This window comes from Acetobacter senegalensis (assembly GCF_001499615.1).
Classification (GTDB): domain Bacteria; phylum Pseudomonadota; class Alphaproteobacteria; order Acetobacterales; family Acetobacteraceae; genus Acetobacter; species Acetobacter senegalensis.
In genome coordinates, this window is the sequence record NZ_LN606600.1 from 3776951 (window position 1) to 3798493 (window position 21543).

The window sequence follows — 21543 nt, forward strand, 5'->3', positions numbered from 1 at the left end:
GCTGAACCTTGGGCGCCGGCCTGGAACAGGCCACAACCCCTACACAGCACAGCAGAACGGCTTTTTTCACACTATGGCACTACCTAGAAGACCGACTCCCAGAGCATAGAAGTCTGAAGGATTGTACCGGCGGATCACGTTGAAATTGTGGTAAACCATATAGGCTTCCCCACCTACACCATCCGGGCGGATAACCGCCCCTTCCAGACCCGGCCGAGAAAAGCCTCCGCCTAACAGAGGCCTTACGCCCAAGCCCGCCCAGTAGGAAACGGGATGCACGGCAGCACGACCAATCTGGGACTGGTCCAGCGTATCAGGCACTTGCACCTGTTCGCCCCATGGCTCTCCTGCCTGCCAATGACATTTGGCAAGATAGTTTGCGATAGAGGCAAAAACGTCTGCTTCATTATTCCAGATATCGCGCCGCCCCCCTGCCGGGAAACTGGCTGCGTAGCGTTCATAGGCGCTGGGCATGAACTGCGGTTGTCCCATTGCACCCGCATAGCTTCCCAACATGCCGGAGGGCGTGATGTCACCGTTGTTCAGAATGTGAAGTGCCTTGAAGAGTTCGGCACGGAAAAAGCTGGATCGTCTGCCATCAAAAGCCAGAGTCGCAAGGGAATCGACCACATGGTAGGTTCCCATTCTGGTGCCGTAAGCAGATTCCAGCCCCCAGATTCCCGCAATGGCACCACGGTCCACGCCATAGGCCTGACTGATCTGGTTAAGCAGGGCCGTGCGTTGCGCAACAGCATTCTGGCCATCTGAAATTTTCTTGTCCGTGATCACCCGGTCTTTATACTGAGCCCACGTAAGGGTGAATTCCGGCTGATGGCGGTCAGCTTTCAAAACCTTGGCATTTGGTTGCGTTGTCAAAGCCAGGGCTTCATCCAGCATTGAAGCGGAAAGCCCTTGCTGGATAGCTTCCCGTCGAACACCTGCCAGAAAGGCAGCATAGCTCCCCGTTGCAGCCGGGCTGCTCACCTTTTTGACATGCTTTGCCGAAGCAGCGCTGCGGGCGAATGCAGGTACGAGCAGCGAGGACATAGTCCCACAAACAAGGGTTCTTCTTCTCAGCATCATTCACCAGTCGCGCTATGATCTATCGTTAACTGGAGCGGATATAAGCGTATTTATCCGCCTGCGCGCCATCTCTTTTTTCTGGCAGCCATATGGCTTTTCCCTTCTACCAGCCTTGCCCTCCTGCCCTTTGCCTGTCACAGCAGGGATCACCCTTACATGGAATATTTTGACTGAATGCCAGACTCTCTGGAGCATTTTCTCGCAGCAACAACAGCCTACCCGGCCGTGCAGGTGCTTATTGTCATTCTGGCCACCTTCATTCTGGAAGATGCGGCAACTGTGCTCACTGCCATTCAGGTCAAACTGAATGCTCTGGGGCCTTTTGAAGCGCTCATCGCCCTGTATGTCGGCATTGTTCTTGGTGATGTGGGGCTTTACGGAATGGGCTATCTGGCTGCCCGCTGGCCCCCGGCCCGGCGCTGGGTCAACACCCCCGAACGCGATATGCAGCGCCAATGGCTGACGCAAAAACTGTTCAAGGTGGTTTTCATAAGCCGATTCATTCCGGGCACGCGCCTGCCCCTTTATACTGCCTGCGGGTTTTTCAATGCAGGATTGCGCACCTTTACCTTGGCCACTCTGGCTGCCACCCTGATCTGGACATCTGCGCTATTTGCGCTATCGCTCCACATTGGTGGCTATCTTCTGGCCCACCTTGGGGCTTGGCGCTGGGCGGGCATTCTCGGCTTTGTGCTGGTCATCATCATTATGGGTCGTATTGTCGCCCGCATGCAGAAACAGGGAAAATGACCAAGCAGCCCCTCTCAGCCCACGCTCAATCCGCTCCGCAATCCCAAAATGGATCGCCTCTTTCCAGCTTTGAATTCTGGCCTGGGTGGATTTTTTACACGCCTATTGTGATCTACTGGATTCTGTTGGGCCTTCGGTATCGGGACTTCAGCACTCCCACAGCAGCCAACCCCCGGATTGAAACGGGCGGCCTGTGCGGTGAAAGTAAAAGCGGCATTCTGGACATGGCGGGCACAACAGCCGCCCGCTGGATCGCCCCTTACACAACCCTGTTCACAAGCACTGACGATACACGCCGTGCGGAAGAAGCGATGGCGCATAAAGGCCTCAGCCTACCCGTCGTGGTAAAGCCGGATATTGGCTGCAATGGTACGGGCGTAAAGCTGGCCCGCACGTCAGCCGAACTGGATGCTGCCTTGGCCGCATTCCCGCGAGGGATAAAACTGGTCATTCAGCGTCTTATTCCCTACCGGCATGAAGCAGGCCTGTTCTATATCCGCCATCCTGACAGCCCGCATGGCACACTCTCCTCCCTGACTTACAAGGATATTCCTGCGCTACAAGGCAACGGACGAGATACGGTTCTGGAACTCCTGAAGCAGGATCCACGCACACGCCTCCTGCTTCATATCTACACCCCACGCCTGCAAAATCGTCTGCATGAGGTTCTGCCTGAAGGGGAAACCATAGATCTCGTCTTTACGGGCAACCATTGTAAAGGCGCCATTTTCCGCAACGGCGCAGCAGATATCACACCGGCCCTTACGGCAAGGCTGGACGAAATCATGCAGGATATCCCTGATTTCCACTTTGGCCGTGTGGATGTGAAATTCGACAGTGTTGACGCTCTGCGTGCTGGCGAGAAATTCGAGATTATTGAAATCAACGGCGTAGGTTCTGAGGCCACCCATATCTGGGACTCCCGCACCAGCTTGCGTGAAGCCTATGCCGCCCAGTTTCATCATTACGGGGAAACATTCCGCATCGGTGCCAAAAAGAAAAAAGCTGGCTGGAAATCCAGCGGCCTCTGGCATGGCGTGCGGCTGTGGCGCAGGCAAAAGCGGCTGCTGGCATCCTATCCCATGAATGATTGAGAAAGCCGACTTATCCCAATCAAGGATATGATAAAAACGTTCACACAGGATCACTGGTACGCGATCCCTCCGCAGCACTGCTCATAACTCGGATGGGCCGTGCTGCGGCGCCCTATTTTTTAGGGTGCTGGCTCGATAAGGGCAGCATCCTTGCCTAGTCGAGAATGGCTCCGACCGTAAAAGCGGTAGCTTGCCCAACCACACAGAATATAAGCTGCCAGCAAAACGGCCGGTACCGGATCTCCTGAAAACACGGCCATAATGATATCTATAAACAGGGGAGCCGCCATAATCAGGCAGAATAGAATGCCTAAAAGGGGCACATAGCCAAGCCAGATCCCTTTTATTTTAAAACCGCCGCCGGGCACGCTGAAAGAGCGCGGAAAATCCGGCGCAGTGTTGCGTATCCAGATAACGGTAAAGCACACAATGCCGAATGCCGTAGCCGTGCCAAGGCTTACAAGATCGCCAATAATATCGATCGGTAATGTCGCCGTGGCCACAGCCACCAGAAGACCAAGCACGATGGTACCGATCCAAGGTGTTTTATAACGTGAATGCAATGTGCTGAAGACAGGCATCAGCAGGCCATCTTCCGCCATGGCAAAAAAGATACGGCTTTGTGCATAAAGTAGCCCGAACAGAACCGAGCACAGGCCGACCACCGCCCCTATTTTCACAAAAACGGCCAGCCAGGGCTGATGCATGGCATTCACCGCTATTGCCAACGGATCAGCCACATCCAGCGTTTTCCATGGCACCACCCCAATCAGGACGGCCGCCACAACAATATAAACCGCCGTGCAGATCAACAGGGATAAGATAATCCCGACCGGGATGTCCCTGCGCGGATTACGGGCCTCCGATGAGGCCGTAGAAACAGCTTCAAAGCCAACATACGCAAAGAAAATAATGGAAGCCGCCCGAAAAATCCCCGGCAACCCGTAGCGGAAACCGCCCTCATGCGGCGGGATAAAGGGCGTCCAGTAAGAGGGATGGATCTGCCATACGCCAAGACCCACAAAAACGGCCAGAACGCCCACTTTCAGGAAAACAATGGCCGTGTTGATCCGCAGAGATTCCTTTACGCCCAGAATCAGCAAGCCAGTCACAACCAGAATGGAAGCAGCGCCGACCGCATCCAGTCGGCCTGCCACGGAAACATGACGTTGCGTTCCATCCAGCGCGACCTGCATGGTTGTGGTGCTTAACGCCGAGGGAACATGAATCCCGAAATCCTGTAGGAAACTTACCGCGTAGCCGGAAAATCCGGCAGCCACGCCCGCGCAGGAAATGCCGTATTCCAGCAGAAGCAACCATCCCACACCCCATGCCCACGCTTCCCCCATGGAAACATAGGCATAGGTGTAAGCAGAACCGGAAACCGGCATGGCTGAAGCCAATTCGCCATATGCCAGCGCCGTAAACAGGCAGGCCAATCCGGCGACGACAAAAGAAAGCAGAATGGAAGGCCCGGCATAATTGGCGGCGGCGGTGCCCGTCATCACATAAATGCCAGCACCAATAGTGGAGCCCACACCCAACATGGTGAGTTGAAGCGGGCCTAATGTGCGGGTTAACCGCTGAGCGCCATTTTCCTGCTCGATTCTCTCAAGTGATTTACGGCGAGACCGCCCTTTTTCCGGGCAGGATGAAAACCCCATGAGAGCCTGTATAACCTCCACCACACGCCAGCAGCTTTTGTTACGCAACCGGCTCTAATATGCAAATAGAATCAGGCTTGCGTCCTCGGCAAGCCACTCTTTGCTTCAAGCACTGAAATGGAAAATCAGCGTCGCGATAAGCCCTGCCCCAATGCAGTAATAGGCAAAGGGAGAGAGCGCCCATCTATCATGGTCACGAAAATAACGCATCAGGAAAGCTGTGCTGGCCAAAGCCGTCACGCCCGAAATTACGGCAGCGATCAAAGCCACATGCATCTGCCCAGGCTGCAACGGCATATGCCGCATCTTGAAGGCTTCCCTTACCGTAGCGGCAATAATGACTGGCTCAGCCATCAGAAAGGAAAAACGCGCGGCTGTGTCATGCCGCAGACCACGGATCAAACCACCGCAGATGGTCGCGCCAGACCGGGAAAAGCCAGGCAGAAAGGCAATGCATTGGCACACGCCGATCACTAGGGCATCCCGCATTGTCATGTCCGCTACCGTGCGCACACCATAGCGACCGCCCATACCCCGCAATTTTTCCGCTAATAGCAACATAACGCCATTCAGAAACAGGAAAATAGCAGCGGAAGACGCTGAACCGAACAGGCTGCGCAACATATGTTCAAACAGCCCGCCGATGATAACGGCAGGAATAGTGGCCACAACCAGCAGGAACAGAATGTGCATGCTTTCCATCTGGATCCTGCTTCCCAGCAGGCCAGCAGAGCCTTTGAACAGCGCTGCCCAGTCTTTCCAGAAGAAAATCAGTAACGCAACGGACGTCCCGAGATGCAGCATCACCAGAAAAGGCAGAAACGCTTCATCATGCAGATCATAAGACCAGTGCAACAGCGCGGGCAAAATGACCGCATGCCCCAGACTGCTGACCGGAAACAGTTCCGTCGCCCCTTGCAGGATAGCTATGATAATAGCCTGAATGAAAGACATTGATAACAAAACCCAGTTCTGGCCACACAAGCTTGTCCTTGCACCAAGTCCCTGCCTGCTGCAAGCATTCATAACCAATGGGCAAGAGCCCTGCCTTAATAACGGAGAAAGCAGATCAATGATTGGGAGAGGCCGCGCAGGCGCCACACTCTTCAGCAGCGCCGTATTGGCTGGCACGCTGGCCTTCGCGCTGTATGCCCGCGCCACCCAAACCGCCCCCGGACAGGACCGGTATGACCTTTCTGCGCGCTTTGTCTCTGTCAACGGTTTGGCACGCGGCGCGGATGTTGCCTTGGCTGGCGTGCCTGTGGGCCGTGTTTCCTCTGTTACACTTGATCCTGTTTCTCAAATGGCCATTGTGAAATTCCGGGTGAACACGGAACTCAAGATCCCTGATGACAGCACACTGACAATTGGCAGCAGCACCCTCTCTTCTGATAACGCTCTGATAATTGAACCAGGCCATTCTCACACTCTGGCAGCCCCAGGCACGGTAATGACCCACACGCTTGAGCCGTCCAGCCTTGAGCAGCAGGTGAGCAACTACATTTTTGGCGGAGGCAATCTGGATCAATGAAGGCCGTTGCCTGCGCCCACACTGGCGGCTGAGATTTTTTGTAACAAAAACAGCAAGAACGCCTTGACGACCCCACCCCACCAAGGGTAGATCACCTCCACCGAACGATGGCGGCGTAGCTCAGCGGTAGAGCAGGGGAATCATAATCCCTTGGTCGGCGGTTCAAATCCGTCCGCCGCTACCATCTTTCCTTGAAAATCAAGACTTTAGAAATCAGCAGCTTTTCTATGCCCTTGATGTTCGGTTTTTTTCCATAAAAATTGCAGTCATCTGAATTTATGGTGGCACTTATTCTGCCACGGATAAGCAAAATTCTTTTTGCCTGATGCTATCCACCCACACAAAAAAGCGCCGCATAGCGTGTCCTTCAGAGAAGGCACAACGCCATACGACGCTCATTCTAAAAGACCGTCAGATCAGCCTTCAGACAATTCAGGCTGGGGCTGAATATCGGGCTGCGGTTCTTCGCCCCGCACCGGAGCCTCGCCGTCTTCTCCGCGAGACGCTTCATTACCTTCATCAGATGCACTGACATTGCGCTGGCGGGATGCCTGGCGCTCTGCCCGCTCCTGCTGGCTTTGCTGGGCGGCCTGCGTCATGGCGTTCATGATACGGAAGTAATGCTCGGCATGCTGGAAATACGCTTCAGCGGCAACACGGTCTCCCGCGCCCGTCGCATCCCGACCATGCTGAAGATATTTTTCAAAAAGCTGCTGTGCCGTCCCACGTACACGAACATCAGGGCCATGACTATCGAACACGTGGTTCCGGTTCATCGGAATCTGACCATTCAGATGCCGGGAAGAACCACCACTCCCGCTACCACTAGAGCGATGATTTCTGGTTCGCATCCGTTTTACATTCATGAGCTATCGCAGCACTTTCACGTTCATGGCATTCTGCATGAAGAAACAGTCGAACTTTTCAAGACGTGCTTCCTGACTGAAGGCCGAATTGTGTGTCGGAACGGGCTTCTTTTCAGCAGGGAAAAACCATTGCTGAGATAAAGGCCCTCATTGCTTTATTCATATGGCGGAAAAATAAATGATAATCGCCACATCGCTGAATAAGCAGTTATGATCTTAGCAATCCACCAAGCTAAAGCCAACCTATTTTTTATGTGATTGCATCAGTCCTGACCCGCAAAACTGCGGCCCTTGGCACCCCACCCAGATCCGGCCTGATTTCAACAATCTCCAGCCCATGTTCCGCAGCAACATGCCGTAGATCCCGCGACTGATGAATTCCGATCTCGAAGATCGCCACCCCTTGTGGGGAGAGGAGATCAGGTAGCCGCCCACAAAGGAAACGATACGCCTCCATGCCATCCTCCCCTCCATCCAACGCAGTGAGCGGTTCATGCAGTCGGACTTCAGGCATCAGCTCAGCAAGATCAGATGTTGGAATGTAGGGCGGGTTGCTCAGCAGCACATCAAAACGCTGGCCTTTCAGTGCATCATCCCACCTACCTGCCAGAAAAAAGGCGCGCTGTGCCATCCCGCATCGCCTAGCGTTGTGTGCAGCCAGAATCGCGGCCTCGGGGTTGATATCCACGCCAATGCCCCATGCCTTCTGATATTCCGCCAAAGCCGCAAGTAAAAGGCAACCTGTTCCCGTTCCCATATCCAGCACAGACAAGGCTGCCTGCACGTCAGGACAGTAATCAAGAAGACAGGCGAGAACGGTCTCACTATCACCACGCGGGATCAATGTTGCCGGAGAAACAGCGAGATCAAGCGTCCAGAACCCTTTGCTGCGGGTTATGAACGCCATGGGTTCATGCGCAGCCCTACGGGCCAGATAAGACAGAAAGGGTTCTGCGGGCACATCATCTCTGGGAGATGCAGCCAACATTTGCTCAGGGCTTTTGCCGAGCGCATACGCCAGAAGAAGCCGGGCCTCCCGCCGAGGATTTTCAATAGCAGACGCTGCCAGCACCTGCGCACCATGAGCAAGCAACTGACCCAGCGGCTGGCTGGCTGCATGTTTTTCTGCTCTACTCATAAGGAACCCTTTATAAGAGCGGTACTGTTTGAAATGACATTTTCATCCTGCACCGGACGCGTCCTGCGGGTGCTCTTACCCTTCTGCGCTGCCATTGTCTCCCTTACGGCCGGAGCATCAATGGCACACGCAGGCGAATTTACGGTGACTGACGAGAAAGCGGATGCAGAAATCTCCGAGATTTCCCGTCTTTATCTTGATGGAAAGCTGGCTGCCATTTTCAAACTGGATGACAAAAATCGCGGGAAGACCGTGCGCATCCCGACCCCGATTGGCCGGATTGACCACACGTATACCCTCTGCGGCGAAATCACCATTCGCACACCAGAAGGACGGGTGGAAACACACGAAGTCAGCAATGATGGCACGCTTCACAATCCGGATGGCCATCACCTTTATGCATTGGGCTCCAACAACTTTACCGAATTCTTCCTGATGGACCCCGATGATGACTCCATTGCAGAGCATCACCCTACCCATTCCAATGTCTGCTCCATGCCGGTCAGTTAGCCGTTCGGGCCAACATCTCGGCAGAGCTTGGAACGCTCGGCCAAGGCCGAACCTCAGAACCCTTCCGCCGCCAGAAGTTCGGCCTGTTCTTCCTGTGTCAGGGCATCCACAAAATCATCAATTTCGCCGAGCATGATGCGATCAATCTTGTAGAGCGTCAGATTGACCCGATGGTCTGTCACGCGGCCCTGCGGAAAATTATACGTCCGGATACGCTCTGAACGGTCGCCCGTCCCCACCTGAGATTTCCGGTTCGCTGCGCGGGATGCATGGGCTTCCGCCCGTTCCCGCTCATACAGCCGCGCCCGCAAAATCTTCATGGCCTTTGCGCGGTTCTTATGCTGGCTTTTTTCTTCCTGCATGGCCACCACTATGCCGGTAGGCAAATGGGTAATGCGCACAGCACTTTCGGTCTTGTTCACATGCTGGCCACCCGCGCCAGATGCCCGATAGACGTCAATCCGCAAATCACCTTCATCAACCGTAACATCAACCTCTTCTGCCTCAGGCAGCACTGCCACGGTTACGGTGGAAGTATGAATCCGGCCCTGACTTTCCGTTGCAGGCACACGCTGCACACGATGAACACCAGATTCATATTTCAACCGTGCGAAAACGCCCTTCCCGCTGATTTCCGCAATCCCTTCGCGCAGACCACCAAGCTCGCTCTCATCATAATCCATAATGGAAAAACGCCAGCCCCGCAGGTCCGCGTATCGACGGTACAGATCAAACAGTTCTGCTGCAAAAAGAGCAGCTTCGTCTCCACCGGCGGCAGGCCGCACTTCCAGAATGGCACTTCTCTCGTCGGCAGCATCTCGCGGAAGCATGGCCAGGCGCACGTCCTGCCGTAGTTGCGGCAATGTTTCCTGAAGCTCGGCCAGTTCCAGCTCGGCCAGTTCTTTCATTTCCGGGTCTGCCAGCAACGCTTCCGCCTGCTGGGCAGCTTGCTCAGCCGAGCGCAGCGCCGTGATGCGCGCTACCAGCGGCTCAATTTCTCCATATTCACGGGAGGCCTGCGTAAAAGCCTCGCCACTTATGCCACTGGCCAGCTGGGCTTCCAGTTCAAGCGCCCGGCTGACAATCCTGTCCAGCCGTTCATCCAAAGTCATTGCGCCGTTGATCCACCCACGCCTGCAAACACTGCCTTTGCGTCAGAAAGAAGTCGATCACGAGAGACCTCTTCCTCCTGCCCGGTTTCCATGGCTTTGACCCTGAAGGCCCCTTTAGCCAACTCATCCTCGCCCAGGAAAATCACGTGGCTGGCATTCTGCTTGCCTGCCCGCTCCATACGTTTACGCAAGGAGCCACGATACCCGATTTCCACCCGCACTCCCTGCCGACGCAGCCCCTGCAAGATCTGAAAAAGTGCTTTTTCATCTGGTGAACCAACCGGCACGATCACAACCGAGCGCGGCGCAGCCGGAGACGCATCCAGCAACATGGAAAGGCGCTCCACACCAGCAGCCCAACCAATGGAAGGCACTTCCGGCCCACCCATCTGCTGCACCAGGCCATCATAACGGCCGCCAGCCATAACCGTGCCCTGAGAGCCCAGCTTGCTGGTCACAAATTCGAAGGTGGTGTGATTATAATAATCCAGCCCACGCACAATGCTTGTGTTGACCTTGTAATCAATTCCGAAGCCATCAAGCGTGCGGCGCAGATCATCCCAGAATGTGCGGGCTTCCGGCGTCAGAAACTCTTCCATCATGGGGGCATCTGCCACCAGAGACCGATCACCCGCGTCCTTGCTGTCCAGAATCCGCAGCGGATTTTTCTCCAGCCTGATGCGGCTTTCTTCCGAAAGGCGATCCTTATAGCCGGAGAAGTAAGACACCAGTGCAGCACGCCACGCATCCCGGCTGGCCGTATCGCCCAGCGTATTCAGCTCCAAGGTCACGTGTTCCGCCACACCCAGCGCCGTAAGCACCTGATACCCCAACGCTATTGCCTCAGCATCAGCCAGAGGTTCCGCTGCACCCATCAGTTCTGCACCAATCTGATGGAACTGACGATAACGCCCTTTCTGTGGCCGCTCATGCCGGAACATGGGGCCTGCATAGAAAACCTTCTGCGGCAGGGATTGCGTAAGCCCATTTGTCACCAAAGCGCGGCAGATGGCAGCCGTGCCTTCCGGACGCAGGGTCAGGCTTTCGCCATCACGGTCACTGAAAGAATACATCTCCTTGGAGACAACATCTGACGTATCACCCAGCGAGCGGGAAAATACTTTCGTGTCTTCGAAAATCGGGGTGGACCATTCATCAAACCCGTATAGCCCCGCAATATGGCGCGCTGTTGAGACAACATGCGTGTAACGCCGCTGCTCCTCGCCAATAAGGTCGTGCGTTCCTCTTACGGGTTGAATGGTGCTCACAGATCTTTTCCCGATCACAGCGCCCGCCACCGGCTATTACGCAGCGGGCTGACTCTTCAAATTTTACGATAAAAAACCAAGGCGCATGGTCTGATTGCCCGGAATCAGACCATGCTGGGCCTCAGCTTTTATTTAGCGGAAGACATTTCCGGCAGTTCTTCCGTCTTGCCTTCAGCCTTTTCCTTGGCTTCTTCGGCCTGAATGGCTGCCACACGGGCTTCCACCAGCTCCACGACATGCTCAATCATGTCGCCAGCCGGAATGGTATGGTCCTGCTTGCCAGCGGAATAGACCATATGACGGCCTGAACCACCGCCCGTTACACCCAGATCCGTCATCAGGGCTTCACCCGGTCCGTTCACGACGCATCCGATAATGGAAAGCGTCAGCGGAGTTTTGATATGGGCCAGACGATCTTCGAGCGTCTGAACCGTTTCCACCACATTGAATCCCCTGACGGGCACAGGACGGGCAGGAAATAATCTTTACGCCACGGTGACGCAGGCCAAGGGATTTAAGAATATCCCACCCGACCAACACTTCTTCTTCCGGCGCGGCAGAGAGCGAAACGCGCATGGTATCACCCACACCGGCCCACAGCAGATTGCCCAGACCAATGGAAGATTTGACAGTGCCGGCACGTTTGCTGCCAGCTTCCGTGATACCGATATGCAGCGGGTAGTCACATGCATCAGCCAGCTGCTGGTAGGCAGCCACCGCCATGAAGACATCAGATGCCTTCACGCTGATTTTGAATTCACGGAAATCGTGATCTTCCAGAATCTTGGCATGTTCCAGAGCGCTTTCTACCAGTGCTTCCGGGTTAGGCTCGCCGTATTTTTCCAGCAGATGCTTTTCCAGAGACCCGGCATTCACACCGATGCGGATGGAACAGCCGTAATCCTTGGCGGCATTGACAACTTCTTTCACACGCTCGGCGTTGCCAATATTACCGGGGTTGATACGCAGGCAGGCTGCGCCAGCCTTGGCGGCTTCAATGGCGCGCTTGTAGTGGAAGTGAATGTCCGCCACGATGGGCACGTTCACTTCCCGCACAATTTCTTCAAGCGCCTTGGTGCTTTCTTCGTCCGGGCAGGACACGCGGACAATATCCACACCAGCCAGTTCTGCACGGCGGATCTGTTCGATCGTGGCCTGTGCATCACTGGTCAGGGTGTTGGTCATGGTCTGGACAGAAATCGGCGCATCCCCACCGACGGCTACCTTGCCGACATGGATCTTCCGTGATTTCCGACGCTCGATATACTGGTAAGGCCGGTAGCCACTCATCTTACATCCTTTTGTCGAGACGACAGTTGATCAGGCAAACCGTGTTGTGGTGCACGATCACCCATTACGTTTGATGCCTTCCTGCCAAAATCAATGCGCGTTGGCTACATGAAAGCGCGTAAAAGAGGCATTCAATGTCCGCCCAATCCCTGTAACTGACGGGCATTCAGGTCATCCGCGCTGGTTTCAGGAGGGGGGCTGCTCTTACGCCGCGGCATGGAATGCACTGGCATGGCTGGCGCATTCTCCTGCACGACACCGTCCTGATCCGGCTGGGCAGATGAAGAAGCGGCCTTTCCGCCTGCCGGCAACGTGGAGGATGGCACATCTTCCGACTGCGAGCCATTATTCTGTTGTTGCGGCTTTGAAGAACTCTGCGGTGAAGCAAGCCCGGCAGCAGGAAGCGACGGAGCGGCTGGTACGGATGATGCTGCCGAAGGGGATGTGACCACACCCGATACAGGCGCCCCCGCAAGGCTCCCGTCCCGCACAGCGTCAACCGTCAACGGCAGCTTCCGCCGCACCGCACCATTACGACCAAGGTGGGGCGTTGTCACACTTCCGGCAGCAACCATAACGCCGCCAGCATTGCCAACTGTCAGGCTATAGGGGCCGTTTTCTGGTGGTACATCCCACTGGTCACCCGGCTGCATGATGTGGTCATACACCACTTTTCCGGCACCATCCTTCACTTGCACCCAACTCGCGGCATCCGCCTTCAAGACAAGCTGGTTTGCGTCTGCCCCAGTAGACTCGCTCCCTTCGGCACTGTCCGAAGACGGTGCCGGTGTATTCGCCGCAGGAGAAGAAACACCTTCCGTCCCGCCAGCCAAACCGGAAGCCTGTTCTGTTGCTCCCTGCGCAGACGGGGCCAACGGATCATTTGAAGCTATGGCAGGAGCTGAATGCTCTGCGCCCCCTAAAGGCGCGCCCGATGCCGGGGCTGGCGCAGGCTGCGGTGGAGGAGAAGCGCCCGGATCAGGCAAGATGGACGCCACCTGCGGGGAAGGAGCATTGGCCGTTTTCTCGCCCGGAATAATCTCTGCCACGGGCGGCACATGCTCAGGCACCGGAGGGGCATGGCCTACGAATTGGTACCAGCCCACATAGGCCCCTACCAGCACCAGCAACCCGAGAGAAACTGTAACCCCCGGCGGAATCCGCCGATCAGGCGGTGGTGCCGGAAAAGTCAGTTCGGGCTTGCGGTTTCGAACCTTCCCTTCCCGCTTGTAGCGCTGCACCACATCTTCAGCGTCAAACCCCAAGGCTTGCGCATACGTGCGCAAGAAGCCCAAGGCGTAGGCCTCTGCCGGAAAAACCCCGGCACGCCCACTTTCCAAGGCCTCCAGATAAGCTTCCCGAATACGCAACCAGTCGGCTATCTGCGGTAATGTCCAGCCAAGCTGCTCCCGCCGCATACGCAACGCGCTTCCCACACCAACACTCGCCACATCTGGCAGGACGGGGGAAGCGGCAGGTTTTTCCTGCTCGGGAACAGAACGGGTATCAGCCATCAGCATCCATACGTCGCTGCTGGCGCACCAGTGCCAGCACAGCTTGATCAACAAGGTCCGCAATAATGTCAGCCACAGGCTGAACGGCCTTCACCATTCCGACAGACTGCCCGGCCATGACAGATCCGTTTTCAACATCTCCCTCTATTACAGCCCGACGCAGGGCGCCAGCCCAGAAATGTTCGATCTCAAGCTGGGCTTCCTCACGCGAGATTGCACCACTCTGAAAGCGACTGATCACATCCGCCTGATGCGCCACGAAACGGCTGCTTCCTTCATTGGCCAGCCCCCGCACCGGAATAACGGGAAAACGTTCGTCAAGCTGAACGGAGGTTATGGCATCCCGCGCATTAGCCCGCACAAACGCTTTTTTGAACTTTTCATGCGCAATACTTTCCGCCGCAGCGGCAAAACGGGTGCCTAACTGGCCGCCGGAAGCCCCCAGTTCCAGATAGGAAACCAGCGCGTCCCCGCGCCCCAGGCCGCCAGCCACAAATACCGGCACCTGATCAATGTGGGGCAGAATTTCCTGCGCGAGCACCGTCAAAGAAACGGGGCCGACATGACCGCCAGCTTCCGCCCCTTCAATCACCAACGCATCCACACCCATTTTGATCAGCCGTTTAGCCAGCACCAGAGCAGGCGCAAAGGCCACCACCTTAGCACCGCCATCCTTGGCGGCCTTGATAGCCGCTCCCGGTGGAATGCCACCAGCCAGCACAATATGGCCAACGCCTGCCTGCAAACACACATCCACCAACTCGGAAAGCTGGGGGTGCATGGTGATCAGGTTCACGCCGAATGGCTTGTCCGTCAGCGCACGGGTAGCCGCTATTTCTTCGGCCAGACGGTCCGGTTCCATGGCGCCACAGGCAATCACCCCAAAGCCACCAGCGTTGGAAATGGCGGAAACCAGATGACGCTCACTAACCCAGGACATCGCCCCGCCAAGAATGGCATACTGGGTCCCCAGAAAATCAGCACCACGCTGGCACAGGTGCTGAAGGCGCTTGCGCGCCCGTTCTTTCTCGGACTCGGTCGGCAATGCCGTCAGATCGCGTTCCATCAGGTCAGACATTATCCAGCCCATACGCCGTATGCAGGGCACGCACTGCCAGTTCCGCGTATTCAGCAGCTACCAGAACAGAAACCTTGATTTCGCTGGTCGAGATCACCTGAATATTGATTGAACGTTCAGAAAGTGTGCGGAACATGGTGCTGGCCACCCCGGCGTGCGAGCGCATGCCTGTGCCCACCACGCTGATTTTCACCACATCATCATCCGTTACCAGTTCTTCGTACTGAACAGCGTCCCGCACGGATTCCAGTGTGCTGATAGCGCGCGGCAGATCCGTCTTGCTGGTTGTGAACGTCATGTTCGTTGTGCCGTCAGCACCCGTGCTTTGCACGATCATGTCCACATTGACGTTGGCTTCACTCAACGGGCCGAAAATTGCAGCGGCAATCCCCGGACGATCAGGAATCCGCCTTACAGACAGCTTGGCCTCATCACGGGAATACGCGATGCCAGTCACCAGTTTCTTTTCCACTATTTCGTCCTCATCCACCACCAGGGAGCCGGGAAGCTTACCTTCAACCAAGGCTGGCCCATCTACAAAGCTTGAAAGAACCTGCACACGCACGCCCTGCCGCATGGCCAGACCAACGCTCCGTGTCTGAAGAACCTTCGCACCGACGGATGCCAGTTCGAGCATTTCTTCATAGGTGATTTTTTCAAGCTTGCGTGCTTTTGACACAATGCGCGGATCTGTCGTGTAGATCCCGTCCACATCGGTATAGATATCACACCTGTCTGCCTTGATGGCTGCGGCCAGCGCAACGGCCGAGGTATCAGACCCCCCACGGCCCAGCGTGGTCACACGCCCGTCCGGCCCCACGCCCTGAAAGCCAGCCACCACAGGCACAACACCTTCCGCCATGCATCCCAGCAGATGGGCGCCGTCAATTGTGTCCAGGCTGGCCTTGCCATGTGCCGAATCGGTCCGGATGGGAACCTGCCATCCGGCCCAGGAACGCGCGGACACACCAAGTTTCTGCAGGGCAATGGCCAGAAGGCCACTGGTCACCTGTTCACCGGTCGCCACAATGGAATCATATTCCCGCGCGTCATGCAGGTCAGAAAGCGCATCGCAATAACCGACCAGCTTGTTGGTCTCCCCCGCCATGGCGGAGACAACAACCAGCACATCACAACCGGCGTCTTTCTGTTTCTTGACACGCTCGGCCACGGCCTTAATGCGCTCAATATCCCCCACGGACGTTCCGCCAAACTTCATGACGATCCGAGGCACGGAACCGGGCATAATTTTTTCTCCACCAGACAGGCCGTAAACAGACCGTTCTTTTCACCTTCCACGCGCACTGCTGGCATGAAAGACGCAAAAGGACGGTTGCGAAGCTTCACAAGGCGCGTCACATACCCTTCCCGGCCCCCTCTCGTCCAGCGGGGGAGATCAGCAGGAAAGGAATTTTGTTCCATGCATCCCTCCAGCCGCGACGCTGCATCCTCCGTTTCCCCCGAAGAAATTGCCCGCTTTGGCGCTCTGGCAGATAAATGGTGGGACCCCTCCGGCCCCATGCGGCCCCTGCATGCCATGAATGAACTGCGCATAAGCTGGGCCTGCCGCCACTTCCCCCTGCGTGGGCGCACCAGCCGCCGCGTACGCGTGCTTGATATCGGCTGCGGCGCGGGTTTGGCGAGTGAGGCACTGGCAAGGGCGGGCCATGATGTTCTGGGTCTTGACGCCTCTCCCAACGGTATTGCCGCCGCACGGACGCATCTTGAAAATCACCTGCTTCCCGATGGCTCCGGCCCGCTGACTTATCGTGTTGGCAGCGCAGAAGAACTGGTGGCGGAAAACGCCAGATTTGATGCCGTGGTCGCCTTAGAAATTATAGAGCATGTCACTGATCCTGAAAGATTTATGCACATGCTGGCTGATCTGGCGGAACCGGGGGGCATTGTGATTGTATCCACCATGAACCGCACCCTGAAATCTCTGGCCATTGGCAAAATTGGGGCGGAATATCTGCTCCGCCTCCTGCCGGTTGGTACGCATGAATGGCGGAAATTTATTACCCCTGCCGAACTGGGCCGATATGGCCGCTCAGCAGGTCTGAGCATCCAGGCTATTGCGGGCATGGTGCCCAGCCTGACCGGCTGGAAGGAAAGCCGCAACCTTGATGTAAATTACATTGCGGCTTTCAGAAAAAGCTGATTCCGGCGCGCTCAGGAAGCCGGAACACGCAGAAATTCAAAACACGTGGGGCTGCCAATTGGCGTAAAGTCCCATGTGAAACTGATCTTTCCCGTCGTTTTATCAACCCGGAAAGATGTGATGGAATCACTCCTCTGGTTTGCAACGTACAAATAGCTGCCTGACGGATCAAACATGAGCGACCGCCCATAATCCGCATGGGTCCAGATCTCATCCACCAATGTCAGGCCTCCATCCTTGGCGACCTGAAACACAGCCAGCGAATCCCCCAGCCTGTTGGACACATAGAGAAAATGTTCATCAGGAGAGAGCAGAATGCCTGCGGCCAACGTGCTGCCACGGAAATGCGCTGTCACGCTACTGACAGTCTGCTGCGGCGCTATCTTGCCTGTCTGCGGGTCAAAATCCGCGACCACAACCTTGGAGTCCTGCTCACATAGCAGATAGAGCTTGTGTCCATCCGACCCGAACTCAAAATGTCTGGGTGCCGAACCCGGCGTCATGGTTGTAAAGGGCACAGCGGCAGGAGTGAGCTTGCCGGTATCCAGATTGATGGTCCACACGTAAACACGGTCCAGCCCGGCATCCATCACCAGAACGTATTTGCCTGTGGGGTCAGCCTTCACCATGTGGGGATGGGCTGATGAATGATCGCTAATGGCAAAATTGCCCGGCGGGTTATCCGCCGCCCGATCTGGCATGCGGGGCCCGGTGTTGTGCAGCAGTTCGGTCATACGGCCCAGAGACCCATCGGCCAGAACATGCAGAACCCCGACCGTTCCCCCGGTATAATTAGCGACCATGACATACCTGCCAGAGGGATGGACGCTCAGATGCGCCGGGTCCGCGCCGCCGGAGGCAACAGTATTCAGCTTTGTCAGGGCACCTGTTGCATGATCAATTGAGAACGCCGTTACAGAGCCACTATGCGCCGTATCAAAATCATTGATCTCGCTGACGGCATACAGAAACCGTTTATCGGGTGAGAGCGCAATATAGGACGGACTGGCAATGTCCGTGAATGTCATCAGGTTTGTCAGAACGCCCGTCTTCGGATCCATTTCAAAGACGGTAATTCCTTCCCCATTTCCTCCCGGCGGCCCGTGCTGGGTATATCCCCCCACATAACAATATGTGCGCTCCCGTGATTCCGGATCAGCCGGATCTGGAGCCTTGGCCGTATCGTCCTGAGCGTAGGCTGGAAGCGCTACCGTCACGGCTCCGGCCATGCCAGAAAGCCCGAACAGACGACGGGAAAGAGAATGAGTCATAAACAAGAGCCTTGTTGTTCTTTTCAATTTTTAATGCGGCATTTTACACACCGGCCCGATGGTTCCCTGATAACGGGTCCATGTCTGGGTTTCGCCAAAAAGCGGCAACCCGATATATCCCCGCAGTTTTAGAACATCTTTTCTGGGAGACCATATCTGCGCCTGATAAACGCTTCCGGTGTCAGGGTCTAGAATCTTGCCGTTCCAACGCCCGCCTTCATCAGAAGATGCCCGGAAATCGGTAAGCATCAGAAGATTGCACTCCGAATTCCCCTTTTTGTCACGCGGAACATCCGTGCCCTCATATTGCAGCCCAACAAGGTGACCACATACCGTATCCCCGCACGTTCCTATCTTGAACACGCCATCATGGCCCTGACTGAGCCAGTAGCCTTCAAACGGATTGGCCTGCACACTTTCCGCCCGGGCGGTGCCTGACACGATAAAGAACGCGCATATCAGAACTGGGTAAAGGAATGCCGCAAGCCATCTGTTCTTTCTGCTCACCTTGTCCTTCTCCATATTCCTGCAACCTGCCTGGCTGCATCTGTATTTTGGGCGCCTTTAGCGGGAACGGCCTAGGTCAGACAGACTTCCCCGCCAACCGCTCTTTCACAGTCAGCTATCTGACCGCCGAACCCACGGAATGGCCACCACATCCACCCCTTCTTCACGGAGCATTTCGTGGTCACGCTCCGTCGCGTTCCCATAAATACCCCGTTCAGGCGCTTCACCATGGTGAATCCTTACAGCCTCTTCTGCAAAGCGGTCACCCATGTTCTCGCAGTTCTGCTCTACCACCTGCCGCATTTTCTGAAAGGCCACCAGAACCTTATCCGGAATGCCTGCACCCCCAGCAGCCTGCGCGGCGGGCGCTGAGGTCGGCGCGCTTTCGTGCTCGGCAGCACCGCCACTCTTCCCGCCTTTGGCAATGGCGGGTGCCATCAAAGCCTGCCGTACATCAGATGTCCCACACTCAGGGCAGCTTAAAAAACCATTCTGCTGCAACTGCACAAAGGTCGCGCTATCCCGATACCATCCTTCAAACGCGTGGCCGTTTTCACACTGCAAGCGATAACAGATCATCTTCCTTCTTTCTCAGGTGAATGCGCGCTCCCGGCCATCACGCAAGCCCGAGCGCCTCATTCAGCTTCCCCTGGCGTTCCAGCCGCATCAGATCATCACAGCCACCGAGCGCCTTCTCTCCCACAAACACCTGAGGCACTGTTGTGCTGCCACCGGAGCGGTCATAAGCCTGCTGGCGCTCCGGCGTTCCGCGCGGGGCGTTGATTTCCTGAAACGCAACATTCTTGCTGCGCAGCAACTGTACGGCACGTACGCAATAGGGACATCCGGGCTGAGTATAGATTTCAATGGCTGGCATAGGGTGCCCCGCTTTTTTGTGTTTCAGTTATAGAATGCGCGTTTTTGCGCAGCGCGATGCCCGCCATATACGGCATCGCCCCTTTCATGTCGTTTCCAATATCGGAAAGGCCAGATCAACCTCTTTTTGCAGTGGCACTTCAGCCGCCACCAGCACCGAGACCGAGCGCGCGCCAGCCTGCCGCAAGGCATGAGTACACGCGGTGGCCGTTGCTCCCGATGTCAGCACGTCATCCACCAACACAACAGCCCTGCCCGAGATCAGTTCCGCCCGCTGCGCTCTGACCACAATGGCGCGCTTCATTTCCTCATGTCGTTCCTTGCGTGAGAACCCTGCAAGGCGCGAGGTCGCACGCGTACGGGCCAAAACATCCGGCTGCCAGGAAACCCCGGCCTGTCTGGCAACTTCCCACGCCAGAAGAGCCGCCTGATTATAACGTCGCTTCAACAACCGTCTTCTGTGAACCGGGACAGGCACCACCAGACTATCAGCAGCAAAAAGAGTTCGTCCCGCCCGCCACATTCTGTTGCCAAGGAAACGCGCGTTCTCCTGCCTGTCCGCATATTTCATCTGCAAAATCAGATCCTTGGCACCTTTGTCATACAAAAAAGCTGCGCGTGCATAGTCCCATGCCGGAGGATGACGCTCACATGCGGCACACCATCCTTTGGCGTTCAAATAGGCCTCTGCTGCCTGCGGTGCGCCACATTTGACGCAAAAAGGCTGCGTGACAGACGCGAGGCGACCAAAACAGGCGGGACAAACCCCACCGGATTCCTCCGTCTCTCCTCCACATAACTGACAGGACGGTGGGAAAAGCACATCAAGCATACCCTTGCCCATCCTGCACATAGCTTTTCCAAGCGCCAGACCTGTTCGGCCTCCCCTAGATGTCATGCATCCTCTCTTGGCAAAGCACGAAGACTGGCGCAGACCATAAAGCCATGGAGGCTCCCATCATTTTTGACCGGCACGCCGTGCGTCTGCACAAGGCACGTGCAGCACGCTTGCAGCATACGGTTGCTCCCATTCTTACCGCGGCTGCGGATATTTTGCTGGAACGACTGGATGATGTCACGCGCCCGCTTCATTCGGCCCTTGATCTGGGAGGACGCGGCATTATCGCGCCGCGTCTGCTGGCCCGCGGTATGGACGTTGTATGCAGCGAAACCATAATGCCCCTTCCCCACACAGCAAACGTACCAACTGTCTGTGCTGATGAGGAATGGCTCCCTTTTGCACCTCAGAGCTTTGATCTGGTCGTGGCCAACCTGTCGCTTCACTGGATCAATGATCTTCCCGGCACGCTAAGCCAGATCCGCCAGATCCTTAAACCAGATGGGCTGTTTCTGGCGAGCGTTCCCATCCTGCCCACATTGCGTCCGCTCAAACAGGCGCTGGAAATGGCCGAACTAGCCCTGAGTGACGGTGTTTCCCCCCGTGTTTCCCCCTTGCCCACACAGCAGAGTTGCGCCCATCTGCTTCAGCGCACCGGCTTTGCTCTTCCTGTGGTGGATACCGAGAAACTGGATTTACGGTACCGATCGCTTACGGGTCTGATGCAGGATTTGCGCGCTGCTGGAGAAACCAACGCCTTGAAGCTCCGCAGCCGCGCCATTCCACCGCGAATGCTGTTCCCGGCCGCAGCGGCAGAACTCGCCACACAGGAAGATCAGGACGGATCTTTTGCCATGCCGCTGCATATGGCCATTCTTACAGCGTGGAGCCCGTCTCCATCACAACCCAAACCTCTCCAGCCGGGACAATTTACCCATTCTCTGGAAGAGGCGCTGAACAGCTCCACGTTGCCGGACACAACTCCCTGAGTT

At 56.1% G+C, this 21543-nt stretch carries 21 protein-coding genes, 1 tRNA gene and 1 pseudogene; 7 read left to right on the top strand and 16 right to left on the bottom strand.

Annotated elements, in window-relative coordinates:
- Positions 1–66 precede the first annotated feature (66 nt).
- A complete protein-coding gene (locus tag ASN_RS17375; protein ID WP_058989443.1) occupies positions 67–1080 on the bottom strand; it encodes a lytic murein transglycosylase in 1014 nt (337 codons plus the stop codon).
- A 177-nt stretch (positions 1081–1257) separates the two neighbouring features.
- On the opposite strand from ASN_RS17375, the gene ASN_RS17380 reads away from it, so the two are divergent.
- The gene (locus ASN_RS17380) at positions 1258–1833 is read left to right on the top strand and encodes a DedA family protein (protein WP_006557616.1); all 576 of its coding nucleotides are present in this window, start codon (positions 1258–1260) and stop codon (positions 1831–1833) included.
- Positions 1830–2927 carry an ATP-grasp domain-containing protein gene (locus ASN_RS17385; protein ID WP_058988968.1) on the top strand — a complete coding sequence of 366 codons (1098 nt, stop codon included), beginning with the start codon at positions 1830–1832 and terminating at the stop codon, positions 2925–2927. Before ASN_RS17380 ends, ASN_RS17385 begins: the two co-directional genes overlap by 4 nt.
- 119 nt (positions 2928–3046) lie before the next feature.
- On the opposite strand, the gene ASN_RS17390 is transcribed toward ASN_RS17385, so the two are convergent.
- Both ASN_RS17390 and ASN_RS17395 read right to left on the bottom strand, forming a co-directional pair.
- Positions 3047–4591, bottom strand: coding sequence for an APC family permease (locus tag ASN_RS17390; RefSeq protein WP_058988969.1), 1545 nt, complete (start codon positions 4589–4591; stop codon positions 3047–3049).
- 105 nt (positions 4592–4696) lie between these two features.
- Positions 4697–5545: an undecaprenyl-diphosphate phosphatase gene (locus ASN_RS17395; protein ID WP_006557619.1), complete on the bottom strand. Its 849-nt coding sequence runs from the start codon at positions 5543–5545 to the stop codon at positions 4697–4699.
- Positions 5546–5663: 118 nt separating this feature from the next.
- Between ASN_RS17395 and ASN_RS17400 the strand changes: the two genes are divergently transcribed.
- Both ASN_RS17400 and ASN_RS17405 read left to right on the top strand, forming a co-directional pair.
- The gene (locus ASN_RS17400) at positions 5664–6122 is read left to right on the top strand and encodes an MlaD family protein (protein WP_058988970.1); all 459 of its coding nucleotides are present in this window, start codon (positions 5664–5666) and stop codon (positions 6120–6122) included.
- A gap of 109 nt (positions 6123–6231) precedes the next feature.
- Positions 6232–6306 (top strand) — tRNA-Met (locus tag ASN_RS17405).
- A 232-nt stretch (positions 6307–6538) separates the two neighbouring features.
- On the opposite strand, the gene ASN_RS17410 is transcribed toward ASN_RS17405, so the two are convergent.
- Both ASN_RS17410 and prmC read right to left on the bottom strand, forming a co-directional pair.
- A complete protein-coding gene (locus ASN_RS17410; RefSeq protein ID WP_039903467.1) occupies positions 6539–6988 on the bottom strand; it encodes a DUF4167 domain-containing protein in 450 nt (149 codons plus the stop codon).
- Between the two features lie 250 nt (positions 6989–7238).
- Positions 7239–8126, bottom strand: coding sequence for a peptide chain release factor N(5)-glutamine methyltransferase (gene prmC, locus ASN_RS17415; protein WP_058988971.1), 888 nt, complete (start codon positions 8124–8126; stop codon positions 7239–7241).
- Positions 8127–8246: 120 nt separating this feature from the next.
- Between prmC and ASN_RS17420 the strand changes: the two genes are divergently transcribed.
- A complete protein-coding gene (locus tag ASN_RS17420) occupies positions 8247–8636 on the top strand; it encodes a hypothetical protein (protein WP_231873756.1) in 390 nt (129 codons plus the stop codon).
- Between the two features lie 53 nt (positions 8637–8689).
- Here ASN_RS17420 and prfA read toward each other — a convergent pair whose 3' ends face one another.
- The 6 genes and pseudogenes from prfA to ASN_RS17450 form a co-directional block, all read right to left on the bottom strand.
- Positions 8690–9748 (bottom strand): peptide chain release factor 1, encoded by a 1059-nt coding sequence (prfA, locus tag ASN_RS17425; protein WP_045541909.1) that lies wholly within the window; start codon positions 9746–9748, stop codon positions 8690–8692.
- On the bottom strand, positions 9745–11016 hold the full coding sequence (hisS, locus tag ASN_RS17430) for a histidine--tRNA ligase (RefSeq protein WP_058988972.1): 1272 nt from the start codon (positions 11014–11016) through the stop codon (positions 9745–9747). The genes prfA and hisS overlap by 4 nt, the downstream gene beginning before the upstream one ends.
- A 128-nt stretch (positions 11017–11144) precedes the next feature.
- Positions 11145–12306: pseudogene (gene ispG, locus ASN_RS17435) on the bottom strand (flavodoxin-dependent (E)-4-hydroxy-3-methylbut-2-enyl-diphosphate synthase).
- 131 nt (positions 12307–12437) lie between these two features.
- On the bottom strand, positions 12438–13820 hold the full coding sequence (locus tag ASN_RS17440) for a helix-turn-helix domain-containing protein (RefSeq protein WP_231948298.1): 1383 nt from the start codon (positions 13818–13820) through the stop codon (positions 12438–12440).
- Entirely contained in the window at positions 13813–14898 is a 1086-nt protein-coding gene (locus tag ASN_RS17445) for an NAD(P)H-dependent flavin oxidoreductase (protein WP_061474871.1), read from the bottom strand. Before ASN_RS17445 ends, ASN_RS17440 begins: the two co-directional genes overlap by 8 nt.
- The gene (locus tag ASN_RS17450; RefSeq protein ID WP_058988974.1) at positions 14891–16144 is read right to left on the bottom strand and encodes an aspartate kinase; all 1254 of its coding nucleotides are present in this window, start codon (positions 16142–16144) and stop codon (positions 14891–14893) included. The genes ASN_RS17445 and ASN_RS17450 overlap by 8 nt, the downstream gene beginning before the upstream one ends.
- A 174-nt stretch (positions 16145–16318) precedes the next feature.
- On the opposite strand from ASN_RS17450, the gene ubiG reads away from it, so the two are divergent.
- A complete protein-coding gene (gene ubiG / locus ASN_RS17460) occupies positions 16319–17059 on the top strand; it encodes a bifunctional 2-polyprenyl-6-hydroxyphenol methylase/3-demethylubiquinol 3-O-methyltransferase UbiG (RefSeq protein ID WP_058988975.1) in 741 nt (246 codons plus the stop codon).
- An 11-nt stretch (positions 17060–17070) separates the two neighbouring features.
- Here ubiG and ASN_RS17465 read toward each other — a convergent pair whose 3' ends face one another.
- From ASN_RS17465 to ASN_RS17485, 5 genes are all read right to left on the bottom strand, one after another.
- A complete protein-coding gene (locus ASN_RS17465; RefSeq protein ID WP_058988976.1) occupies positions 17071–18330 on the bottom strand; it encodes a lactonase family protein in 1260 nt (419 codons plus the stop codon).
- A 30-nt stretch (positions 18331–18360) separates the two neighbouring features.
- Entirely contained in the window at positions 18361–18771 is a 411-nt protein-coding gene (locus tag ASN_RS17470) for a DUF2147 domain-containing protein (RefSeq protein WP_231948299.1), read from the bottom strand.
- A gap of 177 nt (positions 18772–18948) precedes the next feature.
- Positions 18949–19416, bottom strand: coding sequence for a DUF1178 family protein (locus ASN_RS17475; protein WP_006557637.1), 468 nt, complete (start codon positions 19414–19416; stop codon positions 18949–18951).
- 37 nt (positions 19417–19453) lie between these two features.
- Positions 19454–19714, bottom strand: a complete 261-nt coding sequence (grxC, locus tag ASN_RS17480; RefSeq protein WP_058988977.1) for a glutaredoxin 3 — start codon at positions 19712–19714, stop codon at positions 19454–19456.
- 84 nt (positions 19715–19798) lie between these two features.
- Positions 19799–20545 carry a ComF family protein gene (locus tag ASN_RS17485; protein WP_231948300.1) on the bottom strand — a complete coding sequence of 249 codons (747 nt, stop codon included), beginning with the start codon at positions 20543–20545 and terminating at the stop codon, positions 19799–19801.
- A gap of 113 nt (positions 20546–20658) precedes the next feature.
- Here ASN_RS17485 and ASN_RS17490 point away from each other — a divergent pair, with 113 nt between their 5' ends.
- Positions 20659–21540 carry a methyltransferase domain-containing protein gene (locus ASN_RS17490; RefSeq protein WP_058988979.1) on the top strand — a complete coding sequence of 294 codons (882 nt, stop codon included), beginning with the start codon at positions 20659–20661 and terminating at the stop codon, positions 21538–21540.
- Positions 21541–21543: the final 3 nt, after the last annotated feature.